We start from the raw sequence: 18003 nt of genomic DNA on the forward strand, positions 1-18003 counted from the left end.
ACTCCCCCGTGGTGTCTGGGCGACCTGGAATCGTCGAAAGGTGGCCGGTAATAGTACGTAGGTATCCATGTCGGAGGTTCCCACCGGGCATGAATTCCAGGTAACCCGGCCGTGTCGACGACGGCGACCCGGGGCGGGCGGACATGGGCCGGGTACCCGCCCCCGCGTTGTCGTGACCAGGACCGAGAGGGCAGGATGACGGCATGACGCACGCGATGCTGAAGGGGTCGAACATCCCGCTGCAAGCCACCACGGTACGCGCCGTGCTGCGCTGGAACCCCGGGCAGGGGGTCCCCGACGTCGACGCGTCCGCACTGCTGCTGGGGCCGGACGACCGCGTGCGTTCCGACGAGGACTTCGTCTTCTACAACCAGCCACGGCACCCCTCCGGTCAGGTCTGGCGGCTCGGCAAGAAGCGCGTCGCCGAGGGCCTGACCGACACCATCCAGACGGACCTGTCCGGTGTCGAGCCCTCCGTGGGGCGGATCCTGCTGATCGCCTCGGCGGACGGCGTGCCCTTCGAGCATGTCCGGTCACTGCGCATCCTGCTGCACGACGCCGCGGCCGACGCGGAGCCGCTGGCGTACTTCGACGTCACGCCGGAGACCGGCCAGGAGACTGCGCTGATCTGCGGGGAGCTGTACCGGCGCGGGGACGGCTGGAAGTTCCGGGCGCTGGGCGAGGGCTATTCGAACGGGCTCAAGGGCCTGGCGACCGACTTCGGCATCTCGGTGGACGAGTCGGAAGGGGCGGACGACCCCATGTCGGCCCGTCGGCCCGAACCGGCCCCGGCCGCGCCCGCGGCCCCGTCCGCACCGTCCCAGGCAACGCCCGACCAGCCCACACCCGCCCAGTCCGTGCCCGCCCAGTCCATGCCCGCTCCGCAGGTCGTCGGCCCCGACCATCCGACGGCCGTGCAGCCCCTCCCTGCGGCCTCGCGGCCCCTGCCGCCGGAGCGGCCCACCGGCGTACCGGCGCAGCCCGCGTACGGCTATCCGCAGCAGCCGCCGACGGCCCAGCCCGCCTACGGCTACCCCCAGCCGGACGCCGGCCGGCCCGGGTACGGGTATCCGCAGGCTCCCGCGGCGGCCGGGGTCACCGGGGCGCAGTCCGGCTACGGCTATCCGCAGCCGGTCACCGGGGCGCCCGACCCCGACTTCCGGCTGCCCCCGCAGGGTCCGCAGTTCATCGGCCGGTAGCCGCCACGCGGCACCCCCGGCCGCGGGAGGCCCGGCGGTTCGGCCGGGCCGCGGCTCAGCGCTCCACCTTGCTCTTGTGCCCCCGGCCCCACTGCAGGCCCCAGCCGTAGAGCCGGTCCAGCTCGCCCTGGAAGCCGTAGACGAACTTCACCTCGCGGCGGACGAGGATCTCGCCCTTGACGTTCTCGATCATCACCACGGCGCAGGACCGGGCCTGCGGATGGCGTTCGTCGAGGCCGATCTCGATGCGGGGCCCGTTGCTCGGGTAGAGCGTGACGATGGCGTGGGTCCGGTCGAAGGCGGGGGTCTGGTCGTAGATGTAGGCGAAGAGCAGCAGGCGCTTGATGGCGTCCTTGTGGTCGAGGTTGATGTAGAGCGTCTCGCCGGAGGCCGAGCCGAAGCGGTCGTCGCCGCTGAGCTTGACGTAGGGCGGGGCGTTGACATCGCCCAGGAAGCCGCCGAGTGGCTGGACCACCCCGCGGGTGCCGTCCTGGAGTTCGTAGAGGCAGCCGAGGTCGAGGTCGACGTTGACCATGCTCTGGCTGTGGCCGACGACCTCGGGGGGCTTGAGCGCCTTGAAGGGGTGGCGCAGCAGGCTCTCCCGCTGGACGCCCGAGATGTCGGAGGTCCGCATCCGCCAGGAGAGGTTGACGCGGAGGTTGCCGGTCGCCGCGCCCTGTTTGGTCAGGGAGACCTGGCTGTGCCGTTTGGTCAGTTGTATGGAGTTGGTCGCCGCGCTGCCCGAGTCGAACTCGGACTCGCGGCCGCGCCACAGCCCGTCCAGGAAACCCATTCCCGCCCCACCTTCGTCACCGCCGACGGGGCGGCCCCGAGGAGTCGTCCTCGTCGGCCGCCCCGCTCAGAGCGTTCCTCGTCCGGGCCGGGCTCACACCAGGGGCATGGGCGCACCGGGGGCGCGCCCGGCCACGGGGATCAGGGGGTTCACACCCCCGATGAGACCTCCGCCTTCGCCTCGTCGCCGTCTCCCCCGGCCGCGGCGAGGCGCTTGTTGCGGCGCACCGAGGACCAGAAGGACCAGGCGATGAGGGCGACGCCGACGAGGCCGGTGATGACCTCGTGGATCTCGTACTGGATGGTGACCAGCAGGATGATGGACAGGGCGCCGATGGCGTAGTGGGCGCCGTGCTCCAGGTAGACGTAGTCGTCGAGGGTGCCCTGGCGGACCAGGTAGACCGTGAGCGAACGGACGTACATGGCGCCGATGCCCAGGCCGAGGGCCATCAGGACGATGTCGTTGGTGATGGCGAAGGCGCCGATCACACCGTCGAAGGAGAAGGAGGCGTCCAGGACCTCCAGGTAGAGGAACATGAAGAACGCCGCCTTGCCGGCCAGCTTGACGGCCGACTTGGGCTTGCCCGTGCGCTCGGCCTCTTCCTCGGCCTCGTGCTCGCGTTCCTCCTCCTCTTCGAGTTTGTCCTCGAAGTAGCCGGAGAGACCGCCGACGATCATGTAGGTGATCAGGCCCGCGATGCCCGCCAGCAGGACGGTCTCCGCCTTGTCGACATGGGCGCCGCCGTGCTGGTGGGCGTGGGCGCCGAAGGTGATCGCGGAGACCAGCAGCACGATCAGGGCGATGCAGACCGACAGCATGTCGACCTTGCCGAGCTTGGCCAGCGGACGCTCCAGCCACCCGAGCCACTTGATGTCCCGGTCCTCGAAGATGAAGTCGAGGAAGATCATGAGGAGGAACATGCCACCGAAGGCGGCGATCGACGGATGGGCGTCCGTCACCAGCTCCTGATAGCGGTCCTTGTCCGTGAGCGCGAGGTCGACGGCCTCGATCGGCCCGAGCTGGGCGCTGATCGCCACGATCACGACCGGGAAGACCAGGCGCATGCCGAACACGGCGATGAGAATGCCGATGGTGAGGAAGATCTTCTGCCAGAAGGCATTCATCTTCTTCAGGATCCCGGCGTTGACCACCGCGTTGTCGAAGGACAGCGAGATCTCCAGGATGGAGAGGATCGCCACGATGCCGAAGGCGGTCCACCCCCCGTAGAAGACCGCCGCGACCAGGCCGAGCGCGGTGACCGCGAACGACCAGCCGAAGGTTTTCAGAAGCACTGGCTACCCAATCGTGTGTGTACGGGGCTCCCCCGCGCCGTACTCGCCTTTACGAAACGTTGACTCCGAAGTCTAGAGCGATGCCCCGAAGCCCCGACGCGTACCCCTGCCCCACGGCACGGAACTTCCACTCGCCCTGGTAGCGGTAGAGCTCACCGAAGATCATCGCGGTCTCCGTGGAGGCGTCCTCGCTGAGGTCGTAGCGGGCCAGTTCCTGTCCGTCGGCCTGGTTGACGACCCGGATGAAGGCGTTGCTGACCTGGCCGAAGGTCTGGCCCCGCTCGTCGGCCATGTGGATCGAGACCGGGAAGACGATCTTGTCGCAGTGGGCCGGCACCTTGACGAGGTCGACCAGCAGCGACTCGTCGTCGCCGTCACCCTCGCCGGTGAGGTTGTCGCCGGTGTGCTCGATCGAGCCGTCCGGGCTCTTGAGCTGGTTGTAGAAGACGAACCACTCGTCGCCGAGCACCCGGCCGCTGCTGCACACGAGTGCGCTCGCGTCGAGGTCGAAGGGTGCTCCGGTGGTGGAACGCGCGTCCCAGCCGAGCCCGACCAGTACCTGTGTGAGGTTCGGTGCGGCCTTGGACAGGGAGACGTTGCCGCCCTTGGCAAGCGTGACGCCCATGGTGATGGTCCCTCCCCGGGTGATGGTTCTCGGTTTTCCTGCGCGTCCGGCGCCGCACGTAAACCGTGCGGCGCCGGACGTGTCGAGACCGTGGCCTCCCCGGACGGCCGAGGCCCTCGCCCCGGCCGTTCGGTCGCTCAGTCGCTCAGACGTTCACGCCGAAGTCCTGGGCGATGCCGCGCAGGCCCGAGGCGTAGCCCTGGCCGATGGCGCGGAACTTCCACTCCGCACCGTGGCGGTACAGCTCGCCGAAGACCATGGCGGTCTCCGTGGAGGCGTCCTCGCTCAGGTCGTAGCGGGCGATCTCGGCCTCGCCGGCCTGGTTGACGACGCGGATGAACGCGTTGCGGACCTGGCCGAAGGACTGCTGGCGGTTCTCGGCGTCGTAGATCGAGACCGGGAAGACGATCTTCTCGATGTCGGCGGGGACCGTAGCCAGATTGATCTTGATCTGCTCGTCGTCGCCCTCGCCCTCACCCGTGATGTTGTCGCCGGTGTGCTCGACCGAGCCGTCCGGGCTCTTCAGGTTGTTGAAGAAGATGAAGTGCGCGTCGCTGGCGACCTTGCCGGCGCTGTTCAGCAGCAGCGCGCTGGCGTCGAGGTCGAAGTCGGTCCCGGTCGTGGTGCGGATGTCCCACCCCAGACCGACGATGACCGCGGTCAGGCCGGGGGCCTCCTTGGTCAGCGAAACGTTGCCGCCCTTGCTGAGGCTGACTCCCACGAGTCCTCCATTGGTGTCCAGGGGCGGGGTGCCCCGTAGTGCGTGGATATCGGATCAACGAGTCGATCCTAGTGACGGGTTCCCGCGCCCCGCAGTCCCCGGAGCCGACAAATCACGTGGTGTCGGCCCGGCGGGCACCGCTCACAGGGCGTCGAGCGCCTTCACGTACTCGCTCAGGTCGCGGGCGTCCGGCAGACCGTTGACCACGGTCCAGCGCACGACGCCCTCCTGGTCGATCACGAAGGTGCCGCGGACGGCGCAACCCTTGTCCTCGTCGAAGACGCCGTAGGCGCGCGAGACGTTGCCGTGCGGCCAGAAGTCGGACAGCAGCGGGTACTCCAGGCCCTCCTGCTCGGCGAAGACGCGCAGGGTGTGGATGGAGTCGTTGGAGACGGCGAGCACCTGGGTGTCGCGGTCGGCGAACTGCGGCAGGTTGTCGCGCACCTCGCACAGCTCGCCGGTGCACACACCGGTGAAGGCGAAGGGGTAGAAGAGCAGCACGACGTTCTTGCGGCCGCGGAACTCGGACAGCCGGACGGTCGCGCCGTGGTTGTCCTTGAGCTCGAAGTCGGGGGCCTTGTCGCCGACCTGGATCGCCATGTTCCGTTCGTCCCTTCCGCAGGAAGTTCTCCGTGAATGATGCGCTGGGAACACCCTACGCAGGGACGGTCACGGACCCGCGGACGGGCCGACAGCGGTCGGCTGCCGGCCCGTCCGGGGTCCGGAGTGTCACGGAGCCCGGCGGGCTACCGCTTGGACTTGGCGGCCTTGGGCGTCGCCAGTCGGCTGCCGCTCCAGTCCTTGCCGACGCTGACGCTCTTGGACGCCGTCAGTCCGGCGGTCGTCGAGGCTTCCGAGATGTCACTGGCCTCGACGTAACCGTCACGGCCGGTCTTCGGCGTGAGAAGGAGGATCGACCCGCCCTCTTCGATGTACGTGGTGGCATCCACCAGCGCATCCGTCAGGTCGCCGTCGTCGTCACGGAACCACAGCACGACGGCATCGGCCACGTCCTCGTAGTCCTCGTCCACCAGCTCGCCCTCGACGGCGCCCTCAATGGCCTCGCGGAGCTCCTGGTCGACGTCGTCGTCGTAGCCGATCTCCTGGACCACCTGCCCGGGCTGGAAACCCAGCCTGGCGGCAGGGTTCGTCCGCTCCTCCGCGTGGTCCGCGGTCGCGCTCACGGGTTGCCTCCTGATCATGTTTCGGTAGATGTCTTCAGCCACGCGCGTGCGCGAAGCTTGGCCGTAGTCCACACGGGCGGGACGGATCGCGCAAGTACCCGGCGTCTGGGACCGCCGAAACGGTGACGATCCCGGCCGTGTCGCCGCAACTCCAGCCATGCCGTCCAGCCCGAAGGGTGACGTACACCACACCTATCTGCCCCGTTTGCGTATTTGGGAACCATGTGTGGGTACGAGACTCGAATGAACGTGCCCCCGATCCTCACGGGAGAACCGGTTACCCCACGGTACAGATGACGATCGCCCCCGCGAGGTACACGATGGGGAACCGGCGGGGGAATCGGCGCAGACACCCGGAAGGAAACCGGGGAGAAACCCGGATGGACACCCGGAAAAACGGCCCTCTGACAGCGAAGGAACAGCGTGGCTTCCGCATCCGATCGCAGTGATCGCAGTCCGATCATCATTGGCGGCCTTCCGAGTCAGGTACCTGACTTCGATCCCGAGGAAACCCAGGAGTGGCTCGACTCCCTCGACGCCGCCGTCGACGAGCGCGGCCGGGAGCGGGCCCGGTACCTGATGCTGCGGCTGATCGAGCGGGCCCGCGAGAAGCGCGTGGCCGTGCCCGAGATGCGCAGCACGGACTACGTCAACACCATCCCGACCAAGAGCGAGCCGTTCTTCCCCGGCAACGAGGAGATCGAGCGCAAGATCCTCAACGCCACCCGCTGGAACGCGGCGGTGATGGTCTCGCGCGCGCAGCGGCCCGGCATCGGCGTCGGCGGTCACATCGCGACCTTCGCCTCCTCCGCCTCGCTGTACGACGTGGGCTTCAACCACTTCTTCCGGGGCAAGGACGAGGGCGACGGCGGCGATCAGGTCTTCTTCCAGGGGCACGCCTCGCCGGGCATCTACGCGCGCGCGTACCTGCTGGACCGGCTCAGCGAGGAGCACCTCGACGGCTTCCGCCAGGAGAAGTCCAAGGCGCCGAACGCGCTGTCCTCGTACCCCCATCCGCGCTCGATGCCGGACTTCTGGGAGTTCCCGACGGTCTCCATGGGCCTCGGCCCGATCGGCGCGATCTTCCAGGCCCGGATGAACCGCTACATGCACGCGCGCGAGATCGCGGACACGTCGAAGTCGCACGTGTGGGCCTTCCTCGGCGACGGCGAGATGGACGAGCCGGAGTCGCTGGGCCAGCTGTCCATCGCCGCCCGGGAGGGCCTGGACAACCTGACCTTCGTGGTCAACTGCAACCTCCAGCGCCTGGACGGCCCGGTGCGCGGCAACGGCAAGATCATCCAGGAGCTGGAGTCGATCTTCCGGGGTGCCGGCTGGAACGTGATCAAGCTGGTCTGGGACCGCACCTGGGACCCGCTGCTGGCCCAGGACCGCGACGGCGTGCTGGTCAACCGCATGAACACCACCCCGGACGGCCAGTTCCAGACGTACGCCACGGAGTCCGGTGCCTACATCCGTGACCACTTCTTCGGCGACGACCACCGGCTGCGCGCGATGGTCGAGAACATGACCGACGACCAGATCCTGCACCTGGGCCGCGGCGGCCACGACCACCGCAAGATCTACGCGGCGTACAAGGCGGCGCTGGAGCACAAGGGCCAGCCGACGGTCATCCTGGCCAAGACGATCAAGGGGTGGACGCTGGGCCCCAACTTCGAGGGCCGCAACGCCACGCACCAGATGAAGAAGCTGACGGTCGACGACCTCAAGCGCTTCCGCGACCGGCTGCACCTGCCGATCTCCGACAAGGAGCTGGAGTCCGGGCCGCCGCCGTACTACCACCCGGGCCGGGACACCGAGGAGATGCAGTACATGCACGACCGTCGGCTGGGGCTCGGCGGGTATGTGCCGACCCGGGTCGTCCGGTCGAAACCGCTGCCGCTGCCCGACGACAAGACGTACGCGACCGTGAAGAAGGGGTCCGGCCAGCAGTCCATCGCGACGACGATGGCCTTCGTGCGGCTGCTCAAGGACCTCATGCGGGACAAGGAGTTGGGCAAGCGGTTCGTGCTGATCGCGCCGGACGAGTACCGCACGTTCGGCATGGACTCGTTCTTCCCGAGCGCGAAGATCTACAACCCGCTGGGGCAGCAGTACGAGTCCGTGGACCGCGATCTGCTGCTCGCCTACAAGGAGGCGCCGAACGGGCAGATGCTGCACGACGGCATCTCCGAGGCCGGCTGCACGGCCTCGCTGATCGCGGCGGGCTCGGCGTACGCCACGCACGGCGAACCGCTCATCCCGGTCTACGTCTTCTACTCGATGTTCGGTTTCCAGCGCACCGGCGACCAGTTCTGGCAGATGGGCGACCAGTTGTCGCGCGGTTTCGTGCTGGGCGCGACCGCCGGCCGTACGACGCTGACCGGTGAGGGCCTCCAGCACGCCGACGGCCACTCCCAGCTGCTGGCCTCGACCAACCCGGCGTGCGTGGCGTACGACCCCGCCTTCGGGTTCGAGATCGCGCACATCGTCAAGGACGGGCTGCGCCGGATGTACGGCGCGGACGAGCGGCACCCGCACGGCGAGGACGTCTTCTACTACCTCACCGTCTACAACGAGCCCATCCGCCACCCGGCCGAGCCGGAGAACGTGGACGTGGAGGGCATCCTCAAGGGCGTGTACCGCTTCAGCGAGGGCACGGGCGGCTCCGTCCCGGCGCAGATCTTGGCGTCGGGTGTCGCGGTGCCGTGGGCCGTGGAGGCGCAGCGCATCCTCGCCGAGGAGTGGAACGTGCGTGCCGACGTCTGGTCGGCGACCTCCTGGAACGAGCTGCGGCGCGAGGCGGTGGCCTGCGAGGAGCACAACCTGCTGCACCCCGAGGAGGAGCAGCAGGTCCCGTACGTGACGCGCAAGCTGGCGGGCGCCCAGGGGCCGTTCGTGGCGGTGTCCGACTGGATGCGGTCGGTGCCGGACCAGATCGCGCGCTGGGTGCCGGGGACCTACCAGTCGCTGGGCGCGGACGGGTTCGGCTTCGCGGACACCCGGGGGGCGGCGCGGCGGTTCTTCCACATCGACGCGGAGTCGATCGTGGTGGGCGTGCTGAGCGAGCTGGCCCGGGAGGGGAAGGTCGACCGGTCGGTGCTGAAGCAGGCGATCGACCGGTACCGGCTGCTCGACGTGACGGCGGCGGACCCGGGCGTGGCCGGCGGGGACGCGTAGGGCGTACCCGGCCGGCGCCGTACATGGCTCACCCCCGTCCGCAATGGGCGGGGGTGGGAACATCCGGGCGACAGGTGATGCCGCGGTACGGCTAGAACATGCCGTAGCCCGGAGTCGTCGCTCCGATGAGCCCGATGAGTGCCAGGAGCGTGTCGATGGCTCCGAGGACCAGGGCGACCACGGCCGGGACCGGGCGGGGCCCCGCCCAGCCGCGGCCCATCGCGAGCCAGCCGCAGACGATCGCCGCGGGACCGAGGACGATCCCCAGTGCGAAGAAACCGGCGACCGCGCAGACGACTCCGACGATCGCGAGGGTCGCGCGGTCCGGCCCGGTCCGTGACCACGTCCGGCCACGTGAGCGGGGGTGCCTGCGCGATCCCTGTCCGAAGCTCGCCATCATCAACTCCCTGAACTCTCCGTGGAGTTCGGGTACCCCCGTGTGGCGTGTCATGCCTGCTTCGCCCATGCTGCCTGCGCGCCGCCCCCCTCCGGCAGCGCGCCGCAGCCTCGCGCCCTCCGTGCCCTGCGGCGGACCTGACCCACTGTGACCTGCGGTGTCCGGCGGAGGGGAGGGTTCGCCGACCCCGTCACCCTGATGGAGGAACCAGGGCGACGGGGCCGGGGCCCGAGGACCCGTTCAGGGACCGGCGTGGATCAGATGTGGCCCACGCCCGCGCCCGCCTCCGCGTTGTCGCCCCGCTTGGTGAGGAAGGCGACGAACACCGCCACGACCGCGACCCCGGCGGCGACGAGCGAGGCGAGGCTCATGCCGGAGATGAAGGTGTCGTGGGCGACGTCCGCGATCTTCTCGGCGACCTGGGCCGGAGTGCCCTCGGGCACCGGTGCGATGCCCTGCTGCACGGCCTGGCCCGTCAGCTCCTCCTGGGCGGGGGTGAGCTCGGGCAGGCCCGCGTCGGCCCAGTTGCCCGCCAGGTCGCTGTCGACCTTGGAGGCCATCACGGCGCCCAGGACGGCCGTGCCCAGGCTGCCGCCGATCTGCATCGCGGCCTGCTGGAGACCTCCCGCGACACCCGACAGCTCCATGGGCGCGTTGCCCACGATGACCTCCGTGGCGCCCACCATGACCGGGGCCAGACCGAGACCGAGCAGTGCGAACCAGACGGACATCGCCAGGCTGCCGGTGTCCGTCTCCAGGGTGGACATGCCGTACATGGCGACCGCGGTGCACACCATGCCTCCCGCGAGCGGGATGCGCGGGCCGACCTTGGTGATCATCGCGCCGGCCAGCGGCGAGGCGACGATCATCATCGCCGTGAGCGGCAGCAGGTGCAGGCCGGCGTCGATCGGGCTCATGCCGTGCACGTTCTGCAGGTAGAAGGTGACGAAGAACAGGCCGCCCATGAAGGCGATGGCCATCAGGACCATCAGGACCACACCGGCCGACAGCGGCACCGAACGGAACATCGCCAGCGGGATCAGCGGCTCCCTCACCTTGGTCTCCCAGACGGAGAACACGATGAAGCCCACCACCGACCCGCCGATGTACAGCCAGGTCTGTCCGGAACCCCAGCCCCACTCGGGGGCCTTGATGAGCGCCCAGACGAGCGCGAACATCGACACCGAGAGCAGCACGATGCCGACGACGTCGAAGGAGCGCGGCGCGTTCTCGGCCCGGTGGTCCAGCAGGATCATGACGCCGAGCACCACGGCGAGGACACCGACCGGCACGTTGATGAAGAACACCGACTGCCAGCTGACGTGCTCGACCAGCACGCCGCCCAGGATCGGGCCGCCCGCGGTGGAGGCACCGATGACCATGCCCCAGATGCCGATGGCCATGTTGAGCTTCTCGGCCGGGAAGGTGGCCCGCAGCAGGCCGAGCGCGGCCGGCATCAGCAGCGCGCCGAACAGGCCCTGGAAGACCCGGAAGACGATGACCATCGCGATGCTGTCGGACAGTCCGATGGCGCCGGAGGAGGCGGCGAAGCCCGCCACACCGATGAGGAAGGTCTGCCGGTGGCCGAAGCGGTCGCCGAGCTTGCCCGCGGTGATCAGCGAGACCGCGAGCGCGAGGAAGTAGGCGTTGGTGATCCATTGCAGCTCGGACCAGCTGGCGCCGAGGTCCTTGCCGATGGCCGGGTTGGCGATCGCCACGATGGTGCCGTCCAGGGCCACCATCATGACCCCGACCGCGACGGTGACGAGGGTGACCCACGGATGGCCGCGCCATCCCTTGGCGGGCGCTGAGCCCGCCGGGGTGCCGTCACCCGGGCCTGGCTTGTCGATGGTGGTCTGACTAGTCATACCGCTGAGGCTAATGACAGCCACTGACAGTTGACAAACCAATTCACGAGTCAGTAACTGACAAATCATCGGCCGTATAGCCTGAACTGCGCAAACCGTACGAAGGAGAGAACTTTTGAAGGTGGCCGGCACGTCGGCGCCGTCGGAGACCGCGGCACCCGCGGCCTCCCGTCCCGGCCTGCGTGAACTCAAGAAGCAGCGCACCCGGGACCTGCTGCTGCGCTCCGCCCTCGAACTGTTCACCGAGCGCGGTTACGAGGAGACGACCGTCGACGACATCGCCGAGGCCGCCGACGTCTCGCAGCGCACGTTCTTCCGCTACTTCGCCTCCAAGGAGGACGCGGCGTTCTTCGTGGCACGGCTCGCGGAGTCGCACTTCGTCCGGGCCGTGCTCGCCCGCCCGCCGGGGGAGGCGCCCCTGGACGCACTGCGCCTGGCCCTCACGGAGAGCTGGGACACCATCGGCGAGGCCGTCGAGCAGCTGATCCCGCTGGAGCTGCACCTGCGCTTCTACCGGGTGATCGAGTCGACGCCCGCGCTGCTCGCCGCCCACCTGCGGCGCGCTACGGAGCTGGAGGAGGAGATCGCCCGCGTCGTCGCCGCCCGCGAGGGACTCGACCTGGACGCGGACCCGCGGCCCCGTGTGGTCGTGGCCGTCTTCGGAGCGGTGATGCGGGTGACCGAACGGATCTGGTCGGCCCGCGACGACACCGGCCTCGCGGACCTGCGGGACCTGACGGCCGCTTACCTCGACCAGGTGGCGCCCGCGCTCGCGGGGAACTGGCGCGCCTCCGAAACGTGATCCGCGTCACTGGATTCACGCGAGACCGTCCCGTTCTCCTAGTGTGTCCTCCCAGTGACTTCCTTCGACACCTCCCCGCAGCTGAACGTCTGGCGCGCACTGCTCGCCCTGGCCGTGGTGTTCGTGATGCTGGCGACCACCGGCTGGACCGCCCTGCGCAACCAGCGGGGCCCCACGGCACTCGAAGCGTCGGTCACGGCCTGGGAGCACGGCCGGATCGACGGACAGCGGCTGCCCGACGCCCAGGCGGCGCCCGCCCGGCTGGCCCGCTTCTTCGCCTCGCTCACCGCATGGCAGCGCACGAGCCTGGCCCACCGGTATCCGCTGGCCGTCGGCAACATGAACGGCGCCCCCGTCCAGCTGCGCTACCTCGCCAACCGCTCCGCGCTGCAGCAGGCACGGTCGGTGGAGCGCGCCCGCATGCACGACAAGCGCCTGTCCCCCGCCGGGCAGCGCGAGGCGGGCCGACGGATGCGCAACTACGAGTCACTGCTCGACCCCGGCCGGCACATCCTCGCCTTCGACCCGGCGGGCTCGGGCAAGGTCGCCGAGGTGTTCGGCGATCTGAACCGCGCCGACCGCGTGTCCGTGATCGTGCCCGGCGTGGACACCGAGCTGCTCACCTACCAGCGCACCGACCGCAAGAAGTACGCGGCGCCGGCCGGCATGGCCGAGTCGCTGTACGCGGCCGAGCGCGCGGCCGGTCCCCGCACGGACACGGCCGTGATCGCCTGGGCCGACTACACCTCCCCCAGCGGCCTCGGCATGGAGGCGGCCACCGCGACCCGCGCCGCCCACGGGGCCGTACGCCTGAACGCGCTGCTGCGCGCGCTGCCCGGCAAGGCCCCCGTCTCCCTCTTCTGCCACAGCTACGGCTCGGTGGTGTGCGGCCTCGCCGCCGACCGGCTGCCCGGCCGGGTGAGCGACATAGCGGTGGCGGGCAGCCCCGGCATGCGTGCCGAGAACGCCTCCCACCTGGACACCTCCGCCCGGGTGTGGGCGATGCGGGACGCCGACGACTGGATCCAGGACGTGCCGTACCTGGAGGTCGGCGGCCTCGGGCACGGCGCCGACCCGGTGTCCGCCGGTTTCGGGGCGCGGGTGCTGTCCGCGCGGGACGCCCAGGGACACGGCGGCTACTTCGTGCCGGGCACGGACAGCCTGCGGAACTTCGCGGGGATCGGTGTTGGCGCATACCGCGCGGTCGCCTGCGCCGACGAAGACGACACATGCCGGGCGGATTTGTCCGCGGCGACGGCGGCCGGACGCGCGTAGAGGCGCAGAAACTCCGGTTTGCGCGGGGAGGGGACGGGAAGGCTCGTGCCGCATACGATGAGCCGCATGGGTGACGTACTGGCCGGATTTCATGCCGCCTGGGAGTTCGAGTCCGACTCCGTGCTCATCCGCTACGAACGGGGGATTCGAACACCCAAGCTGTTCCAGGCCCTGGGGGAGCGCCGGGTGCCCCTGGAGGCGATCGAGGGCGTGACGCTCACGCCCGGCAGGCGCGGCACCGTCGTGCTGCGCGCCGAACCTCGCGCGGGCGCCGATCCGCTGATCGAGGCGGCGGCCGGACAGCTGAAGGAGAGCGGCGACCCCTACCGGCTGGTGCTGCCCGCCGAACGGGAGACGCTCGCGGAGTACTACGCCGACGAGCTGCGGGCGCTGCTGACCGAGTCCGGCAGGACCGAGCGCTACCTGGTGTCCCCGCCCGAGGCACCACTGCAGTTCAAGGCGTACGACGGAAAGGCGTCCTTCGACGGGAAGGCGGTGTCCTTCCGGTGGTCGTGGACGGGCGCGTCCTCGGCGAAGTGGAAGGCCGGCGACCAGAGCTTCCCGGTCACCGACCTGGGCGGGGTGGAGTGGCGCTCCCCCGAGATGTTCGAGGGGTACCTGCGGCTGCTGCCGCGCGACGCCGACGCCTCGGCCGCCGCCGCTGCCGCACCGGCCGTCCCCCAGGCCGACCAGGACCCGGCGGCGGTCGTGTTCGGGCTCGGGTACGGGCCGGTGCACGAGTCGCTCCCGTTCGCGGCGGCGGTGTTGGCTGCGGTGCGGGAGCGGGGCGCTTCGGCGCCCGTGCCGGTGTCCGTGCCGGCGCCTCGGCGGGATCCGGCGGACATCGCCGAGCGGATCCGGCATCTTGGGGAGCTGCACCAGCAGGGACTGGTGACGGACGAGGAGTTTTCCTCGAAGAAGGCGGAGTTGCTGGCGGAGCTTTAGCGTCTGCGGGTCCTGCTTCGTTTCGGGTGCGGCCCGGTGGTGGGTTGCTCGCGCAGTTCCCCGCGCCCCTGAGGGGCGCGTCCCCCGGGGTGCTTTGCTACTCCCGGCCGGCTGACGTGAACGTCATGTCCGCGTAGCGGTCGCCCGCGACCTGGTCGGCGATCGGCTCCAGCAGGGACAGCTCGTCGTCCGTCAGGACGATCCTGGTCGCCGCCGTGTTCTCCGTCACCCGCGTCGGCTTGCGGGTGCCCGGAATCGGGATCACCGGCAGGCCGTGGACCCGGGCGCGCTGGTGGACCCAGGCCAGGGCGATCTGGCCGAGGGTGGCGCCGTGGGCCTCGGCCAGGGCGCGGACCGGGGCGAGCAGTGCCGCGTTGGCCGCCGCGTTGTCCCCGGTGAAGCGGGGCTGCTGACGCCGGAAGTCGCCGTCCGTGAGGTCCTGGTCGGCGTTGGCGAAGGCACCGGTGAGGAAGCCCCGGCCGAGCGGCGAGTACGGGACGAGGGCCACGCCCAGTTCGCGGGCGGCCGGCACCACGCCCGCCTCGATGTCCCGGCTGAACAGCGACCACTCCGACTGCACGGCGGCGATCGGGTGCACCGTCCGCGCGGCCCGCAGTTCCTCGCCCGTCACCTCGCTCAGCCCGAGGTGCTTGACCTTGCCCTCGCGGACCAGGTCGGCCATGACGCCGACGGTCTCCTCGATCGGCACGTTCACGTCGCGCCGGTGCATGTAGTAGAGGTCGATCACGTCCAGGTCCAGCCGGCGCAGGCTCGCCTCGACCGCCTCCCGGATGTAGGGCGCGTCGTTGCGGATGATCCGCCTGGTCGGGTCCTCCGGCGGGATCGACAGGGCGAACTTGGTCGCGACGACGACCTCCTCGCGGTGGGCCTTGAAGAACGGCGCCAGGAACCGCTCGTTCTCGCCCGCGCCGTAGGCGTCGGCCGTGTCGTAGAGGGTGACGCCCAGTTCCAGCGCCCGTTCCAGTGTGGCGCGGGACGCCTCGGCGTCCGAGGGGCCGTAGCCGAAGCTCATGCCCATGCAGCCGAGGCCCTGGACGCCCACCTCCGGTCCGTCCGTGCCGAGCCGGGCCGTCGGCATGCCGCTGTCGGTCATCGGGTGCCCTCCGTGTCCCGGGGACGTCCGGCGTCCCCGTAGAAGCTGATCTTGCGGTCGAGTACGGCGACGGTGTCCTGGAGTTCGGCGATCCGCGTCAGGACGTCGCGCCGGGTGGACTCCAGCAGTTCCCGTCGGTCGAGGTAGGTGCTCTCGCCCTCGCGCACCAGCTCCGCGTACCGCACCATGTCGGCGACCGGCATGCCGGTCGTGCGCAGTTTGCCGACGAAGTCGAGCCAGTCCAGGTCGCGGTTGCTGTATCGGCGCTGCCCGGTGTGCGAGCGGTCGATGTGGGACATCAGGCCGATCCGCTCGTACCAGCGCAGCGTGTGGGCCGTCAGGCCGGTGAAGGCGACGACCTCGCTGATGGTGTAGCGGTCCTGCCCGTCGGGGCGCGGGTGGCGCCGGGGCGGGGCGGAGCAGATGTCCGTTCTCGTGGCGTTGCTGGTGGCGTTCGGACCGAGGGTCCCGGCCGTGGTCTGCATCACCGTCATGACCTCAACGCTATGACCTTGGAGTGCACTCCAAGCAAGCGTGTACGGCGGGAAATCACGGGACACACGCCCCGGCAGGTCATTAGCGTGCGGGCATGAGCCTCGTACGCCGTGCCGTGGTCGAAGACGCGCAGGAAGTGCTGCGCCTGCGACAGGTGATGATCGACTCCATGAACCCGGGTGCCGCCACCGAGTGGCAGGCGGAGTCCCTGCCCGCCCTGCGGACCAGACTGGCGGACCCGGACGGGAGCTTCGCGGCGTTCGTGGTCGACCACCCCGAGCGGCCGGACGCGCTGGCGGCACTGGTGGTGGGGACGCTGGAGTACCGGATCGGCGGGCCGGGCCGTCCGGCGAACGGCCTGATCGGATACGTCTTCAGCGTCGCCACCGACCCGGACGCCCGGCGCCGCGGGTACGCGCGGGCGTGCATGGACGAGCTGCTGGAGTGGTTCCGCGAGCGGGGCGCCGGGCACGTCATGCTCACCGCCTCCCCCGACGCCGAGCCGCTGTACGCGTCGATGGGCTTCACGCACGACACGACCCCCTCGATGCGGCGGTACCTCTGAGCCGCCTAGGCTCGACGCCATGTCCTTGAACAGCCTCGCGTCGATCGAGAACTGGCCGGTCCCCACCGCGGCGGCGGGCGTCGTACGGGCCGACGGCACGGTCCTCGGCACCCACGGCCCCGTCGCGCACCGCTTCCCGCTCGCCTCGGTCACCAAGCCGCTGGCCGCCTACGCGGCGCTGGTGGCGTACGAGGAGGGCGCGGTCGAGCTGGACGAGCCCGCCGGGCCGCCCGGGGCGACGGTCCGCCACCTGCTCGCCCACACCTCGGGGCTCGCCTTCGACGAGCACCGGGTGACCTCCGCGCCCGGGGAGCGCCGGCTGTACTCCAACGCCGGTTTCGAGCAGCTCGGCGAGCACATCGCGAAGGCGGCGGGCATGCCGTTCGCCGAGTACGCGCGGCAGGCGGTGCTGGAGCCGCTGGGCATGGCGCACACCTCCCTGGACGGCTCCCCGGCGAAGGACGGTGTCTCCACGGTCGAGGACCTGCTCCGCTTCGCCGCCGAGGTGCAGGCGCCCCGGCTGCTGGACCCGCGCACGGTCGCGGCGGCGATGACGGTCCAGTACCCGGGCACGAAGGGCGTCCTGCCGGGCTACGGCCACCAGAACCCCAACGACTGGGGCCTCGGCCTCGAGATCCGCGACTCCAAGTCCCCGCACTGGACCGGCGCGTCGTCCTCGCCGCGCACCTTCGGCCACTTCGGCCAGTCCGGGACCTTCCTCTGGATCGACCCGGACGCCCGGCTCGCCTGCGTCGCCCTCACCGACCGGGCCTTCGGTCCGTGGGCGGTCGAGGCGTGGCCGCCGTTCACGGACGCGGTGCTGGCCGAGGCACGGAGCCGGTCCTAGGCCATCTCCCACAGCAGCAGCTCGGCCCGCGTCACCGCCACCGCCTCCACCCCTTCGGCGTCCGTGACGCGGGCCGCGTCGCCCGTGCCCAGTTCCTCGTCGCCGAGGCGTACTTCGCCGCGCACGACGTGGACGTACACATACGCGCCGTCCGGCACCGCCGTCCGCTCCCCCGCGGCCAGGCGCCGCACGTGGAGCATCGCGCCCGCCTCCGGGACGGCGTACGGGGTCGAGTCGGCGATGCCGCGGACGATCTCGTAGGCGGCATCGCCGCCGGGCTCGCGCGGGGCCAGCCACATCTGGACGAAGGTCAACGGGGCGGCGGCGTCGTTGCGTTCGACGTGACGGACGCCGCCCGCCGCGCTGAGGCGCTGCACGTCCCCGGCGCGGACCACCGTCTCGTGGCCCGTGCTGTCGCGGTGGGTCAGCTCGCCCTCGACCACCCAGGTGACGATCTCGGTGTGGCTGTGCGGGTGCTCGTCGAAGCCCGCGCCGGGTGCGAGGCGCTCCTCGTTGCAGGCGAGCAGGGCGCCGAAGCGGAGGTTGCCGGGGTCGTAGTGGGGGCCGAAGGAGAAGGCGTGGCGGGAGGCGATGCCCGCGGCCTCGTCGCCTCCGGGATAGCGCTCGTCGGCGCGGCGTACGTCCATCACGTCGTTCACCGTAGCCCCGGCGGCACACCCGCCCGGCCCGATAAGGCAGTC

At 70.4% G+C, this 18003-nt stretch carries 18 protein-coding genes; 7 read left to right on the forward strand and 11 right to left on the reverse strand.

The window, feature by feature from the left end:
- Positions 1-203 precede the first annotated feature (203 nt).
- The gene (locus ACGH52_RS12395) at positions 204-1199 is read left to right on the forward strand and encodes a TerD family protein (protein ID WP_210977383.1); all 996 of its coding nucleotides are present in this window, start codon (positions 204-206) and stop codon (positions 1197-1199) included.
- Between the two features lie 55 nt (positions 1200-1254).
- Here ACGH52_RS12395 and ACGH52_RS12400 read toward each other — a convergent pair whose 3' ends face one another.
- From ACGH52_RS12400 to ACGH52_RS12425, 6 genes are all read right to left on the reverse strand, one after another.
- On the reverse strand, positions 1255-1992 hold the full coding sequence (locus ACGH52_RS12400) for a Tellurium resistance (RefSeq protein WP_059299279.1): 738 nt from the start codon (positions 1990-1992) through the stop codon (positions 1255-1257).
- Positions 1993-2141: 149 nt separating this feature from the next.
- Positions 2142-3284 carry a DUF475 domain-containing protein gene (locus ACGH52_RS12405; protein WP_076974150.1) on the reverse strand — a complete coding sequence of 381 codons (1143 nt, stop codon included), beginning with the start codon at positions 3282-3284 and terminating at the stop codon, positions 2142-2144.
- 49 nt (positions 3285-3333) lie between these two features.
- Positions 3334-3909 (reverse strand): TerD family protein, encoded by a 576-nt coding sequence (locus ACGH52_RS12410; RefSeq protein WP_121702275.1) that lies wholly within the window; start codon positions 3907-3909, stop codon positions 3334-3336.
- Positions 3910-4054: 145 nt separating this feature from the next.
- Positions 4055-4630: a calcium homeostasis/redox stress adaptation protein gene (locus tag ACGH52_RS12415; protein ID WP_052842815.1), complete on the reverse strand. Its 576-nt coding sequence runs from the start codon at positions 4628-4630 to the stop codon at positions 4055-4057.
- 141 nt (positions 4631-4771) lie between these two features.
- Positions 4772-5230, reverse strand: coding sequence for a peroxiredoxin (locus tag ACGH52_RS12420; RefSeq protein ID WP_076974152.1), 459 nt, complete (start codon positions 5228-5230; stop codon positions 4772-4774).
- Between the two features lie 146 nt (positions 5231-5376).
- Positions 5377-5814, reverse strand: a complete 438-nt coding sequence (locus tag ACGH52_RS12425) for a DUF3052 domain-containing protein (protein ID WP_007449195.1) — start codon at positions 5812-5814, stop codon at positions 5377-5379.
- 423 nt (positions 5815-6237) lie between these two features.
- Between ACGH52_RS12425 and aceE the strand changes: the two genes are divergently transcribed.
- Positions 6238-8994, forward strand: coding sequence for a pyruvate dehydrogenase (acetyl-transferring), homodimeric type (gene aceE / locus ACGH52_RS12430; protein ID WP_210978095.1), 2757 nt, complete (start codon positions 6238-6240; stop codon positions 8992-8994).
- A 91-nt stretch (positions 8995-9085) separates the two neighbouring features.
- Here aceE and ACGH52_RS12435 read toward each other — a convergent pair whose 3' ends face one another.
- Both ACGH52_RS12435 and ACGH52_RS12440 read right to left on the reverse strand, forming a co-directional pair.
- Positions 9086-9394 (reverse strand): small hydrophobic protein, encoded by a 309-nt coding sequence (locus ACGH52_RS12435; protein ID WP_076974154.1) that lies wholly within the window; start codon positions 9392-9394, stop codon positions 9086-9088.
- A 254-nt stretch (positions 9395-9648) separates the two neighbouring features.
- The gene (locus ACGH52_RS12440; protein ID WP_076974155.1) at positions 9649-11259 is read right to left on the reverse strand and encodes an MFS transporter; all 1611 of its coding nucleotides are present in this window, start codon (positions 11257-11259) and stop codon (positions 9649-9651) included.
- Between the two features lie 115 nt (positions 11260-11374).
- Here ACGH52_RS12440 and ACGH52_RS12445 point away from each other — a divergent pair, with 115 nt between their 5' ends.
- The 3 genes from ACGH52_RS12445 to ACGH52_RS12455 all read left to right on the forward strand — a co-directional run bounded on the left by ACGH52_RS12445 (position 11375) and on the right by ACGH52_RS12455 (position 14281).
- Positions 11375-12061 (forward strand): TetR family transcriptional regulator, encoded by a 687-nt coding sequence (locus ACGH52_RS12445; RefSeq protein WP_121701204.1) that lies wholly within the window; start codon positions 11375-11377, stop codon positions 12059-12061.
- A 54-nt stretch (positions 12062-12115) separates the two neighbouring features.
- On the forward strand, positions 12116-13336 hold the full coding sequence (locus ACGH52_RS12450; protein ID WP_076974156.1) for an alpha/beta hydrolase family protein: 1221 nt from the start codon (positions 12116-12118) through the stop codon (positions 13334-13336).
- A 66-nt stretch (positions 13337-13402) separates the two neighbouring features.
- Entirely contained in the window at positions 13403-14281 is an 879-nt protein-coding gene (locus tag ACGH52_RS12455) for a DUF4429 domain-containing protein (protein WP_399939070.1), read from the forward strand.
- A 97-nt stretch (positions 14282-14378) separates the two neighbouring features.
- Here ACGH52_RS12455 and ACGH52_RS12460 read toward each other — a convergent pair whose 3' ends face one another.
- Together ACGH52_RS12460 and ACGH52_RS12465 are read right to left on the reverse strand one after the other, a co-directional pair.
- Positions 14379-15395, reverse strand: a complete 1017-nt coding sequence (locus ACGH52_RS12460; RefSeq protein ID WP_059299269.1) for an aldo/keto reductase — start codon at positions 15393-15395, stop codon at positions 14379-14381.
- Positions 15392-15889: a MerR family transcriptional regulator gene (locus ACGH52_RS12465; RefSeq protein ID WP_193777484.1), complete on the reverse strand. Its 498-nt coding sequence runs from the start codon at positions 15887-15889 to the stop codon at positions 15392-15394. The genes ACGH52_RS12460 and ACGH52_RS12465 overlap by 4 nt, the downstream gene beginning before the upstream one ends.
- A 95-nt stretch (positions 15890-15984) precedes the next feature.
- Between ACGH52_RS12465 and ACGH52_RS12470 the strand changes: the two genes are divergently transcribed.
- Entirely contained in the window at positions 15985-16455 is a 471-nt protein-coding gene (locus ACGH52_RS12470; protein WP_121701201.1) for a GNAT family N-acetyltransferase, read from the forward strand.
- Positions 16456-16474: 19 nt separating this feature from the next.
- The gene (locus ACGH52_RS12475; RefSeq protein WP_059299468.1) at positions 16475-17302 is read left to right on the forward strand and encodes a serine hydrolase; all 828 of its coding nucleotides are present in this window, start codon (positions 16475-16477) and stop codon (positions 17300-17302) included.
- Here ACGH52_RS12475 and ACGH52_RS12480 read toward each other — a convergent pair.
- Entirely contained in the window at positions 17299-17949 is a 651-nt protein-coding gene (locus ACGH52_RS12480) for a pirin family protein (protein ID WP_076974240.1), read from the reverse strand. The two genes, ACGH52_RS12475 and ACGH52_RS12480, sit on opposite strands and share 4 nt — an antisense overlap.
- Positions 17950-18003 lie beyond the last annotated feature (54 nt).

The organism is Streptomyces sp. BBFR25, assembly GCF_044590125.1.
GTDB classification, from domain to species: Bacteria; Actinomycetota; Actinomycetes; order Streptomycetales; family Streptomycetaceae; genus Streptomyces; species Streptomyces canus_D.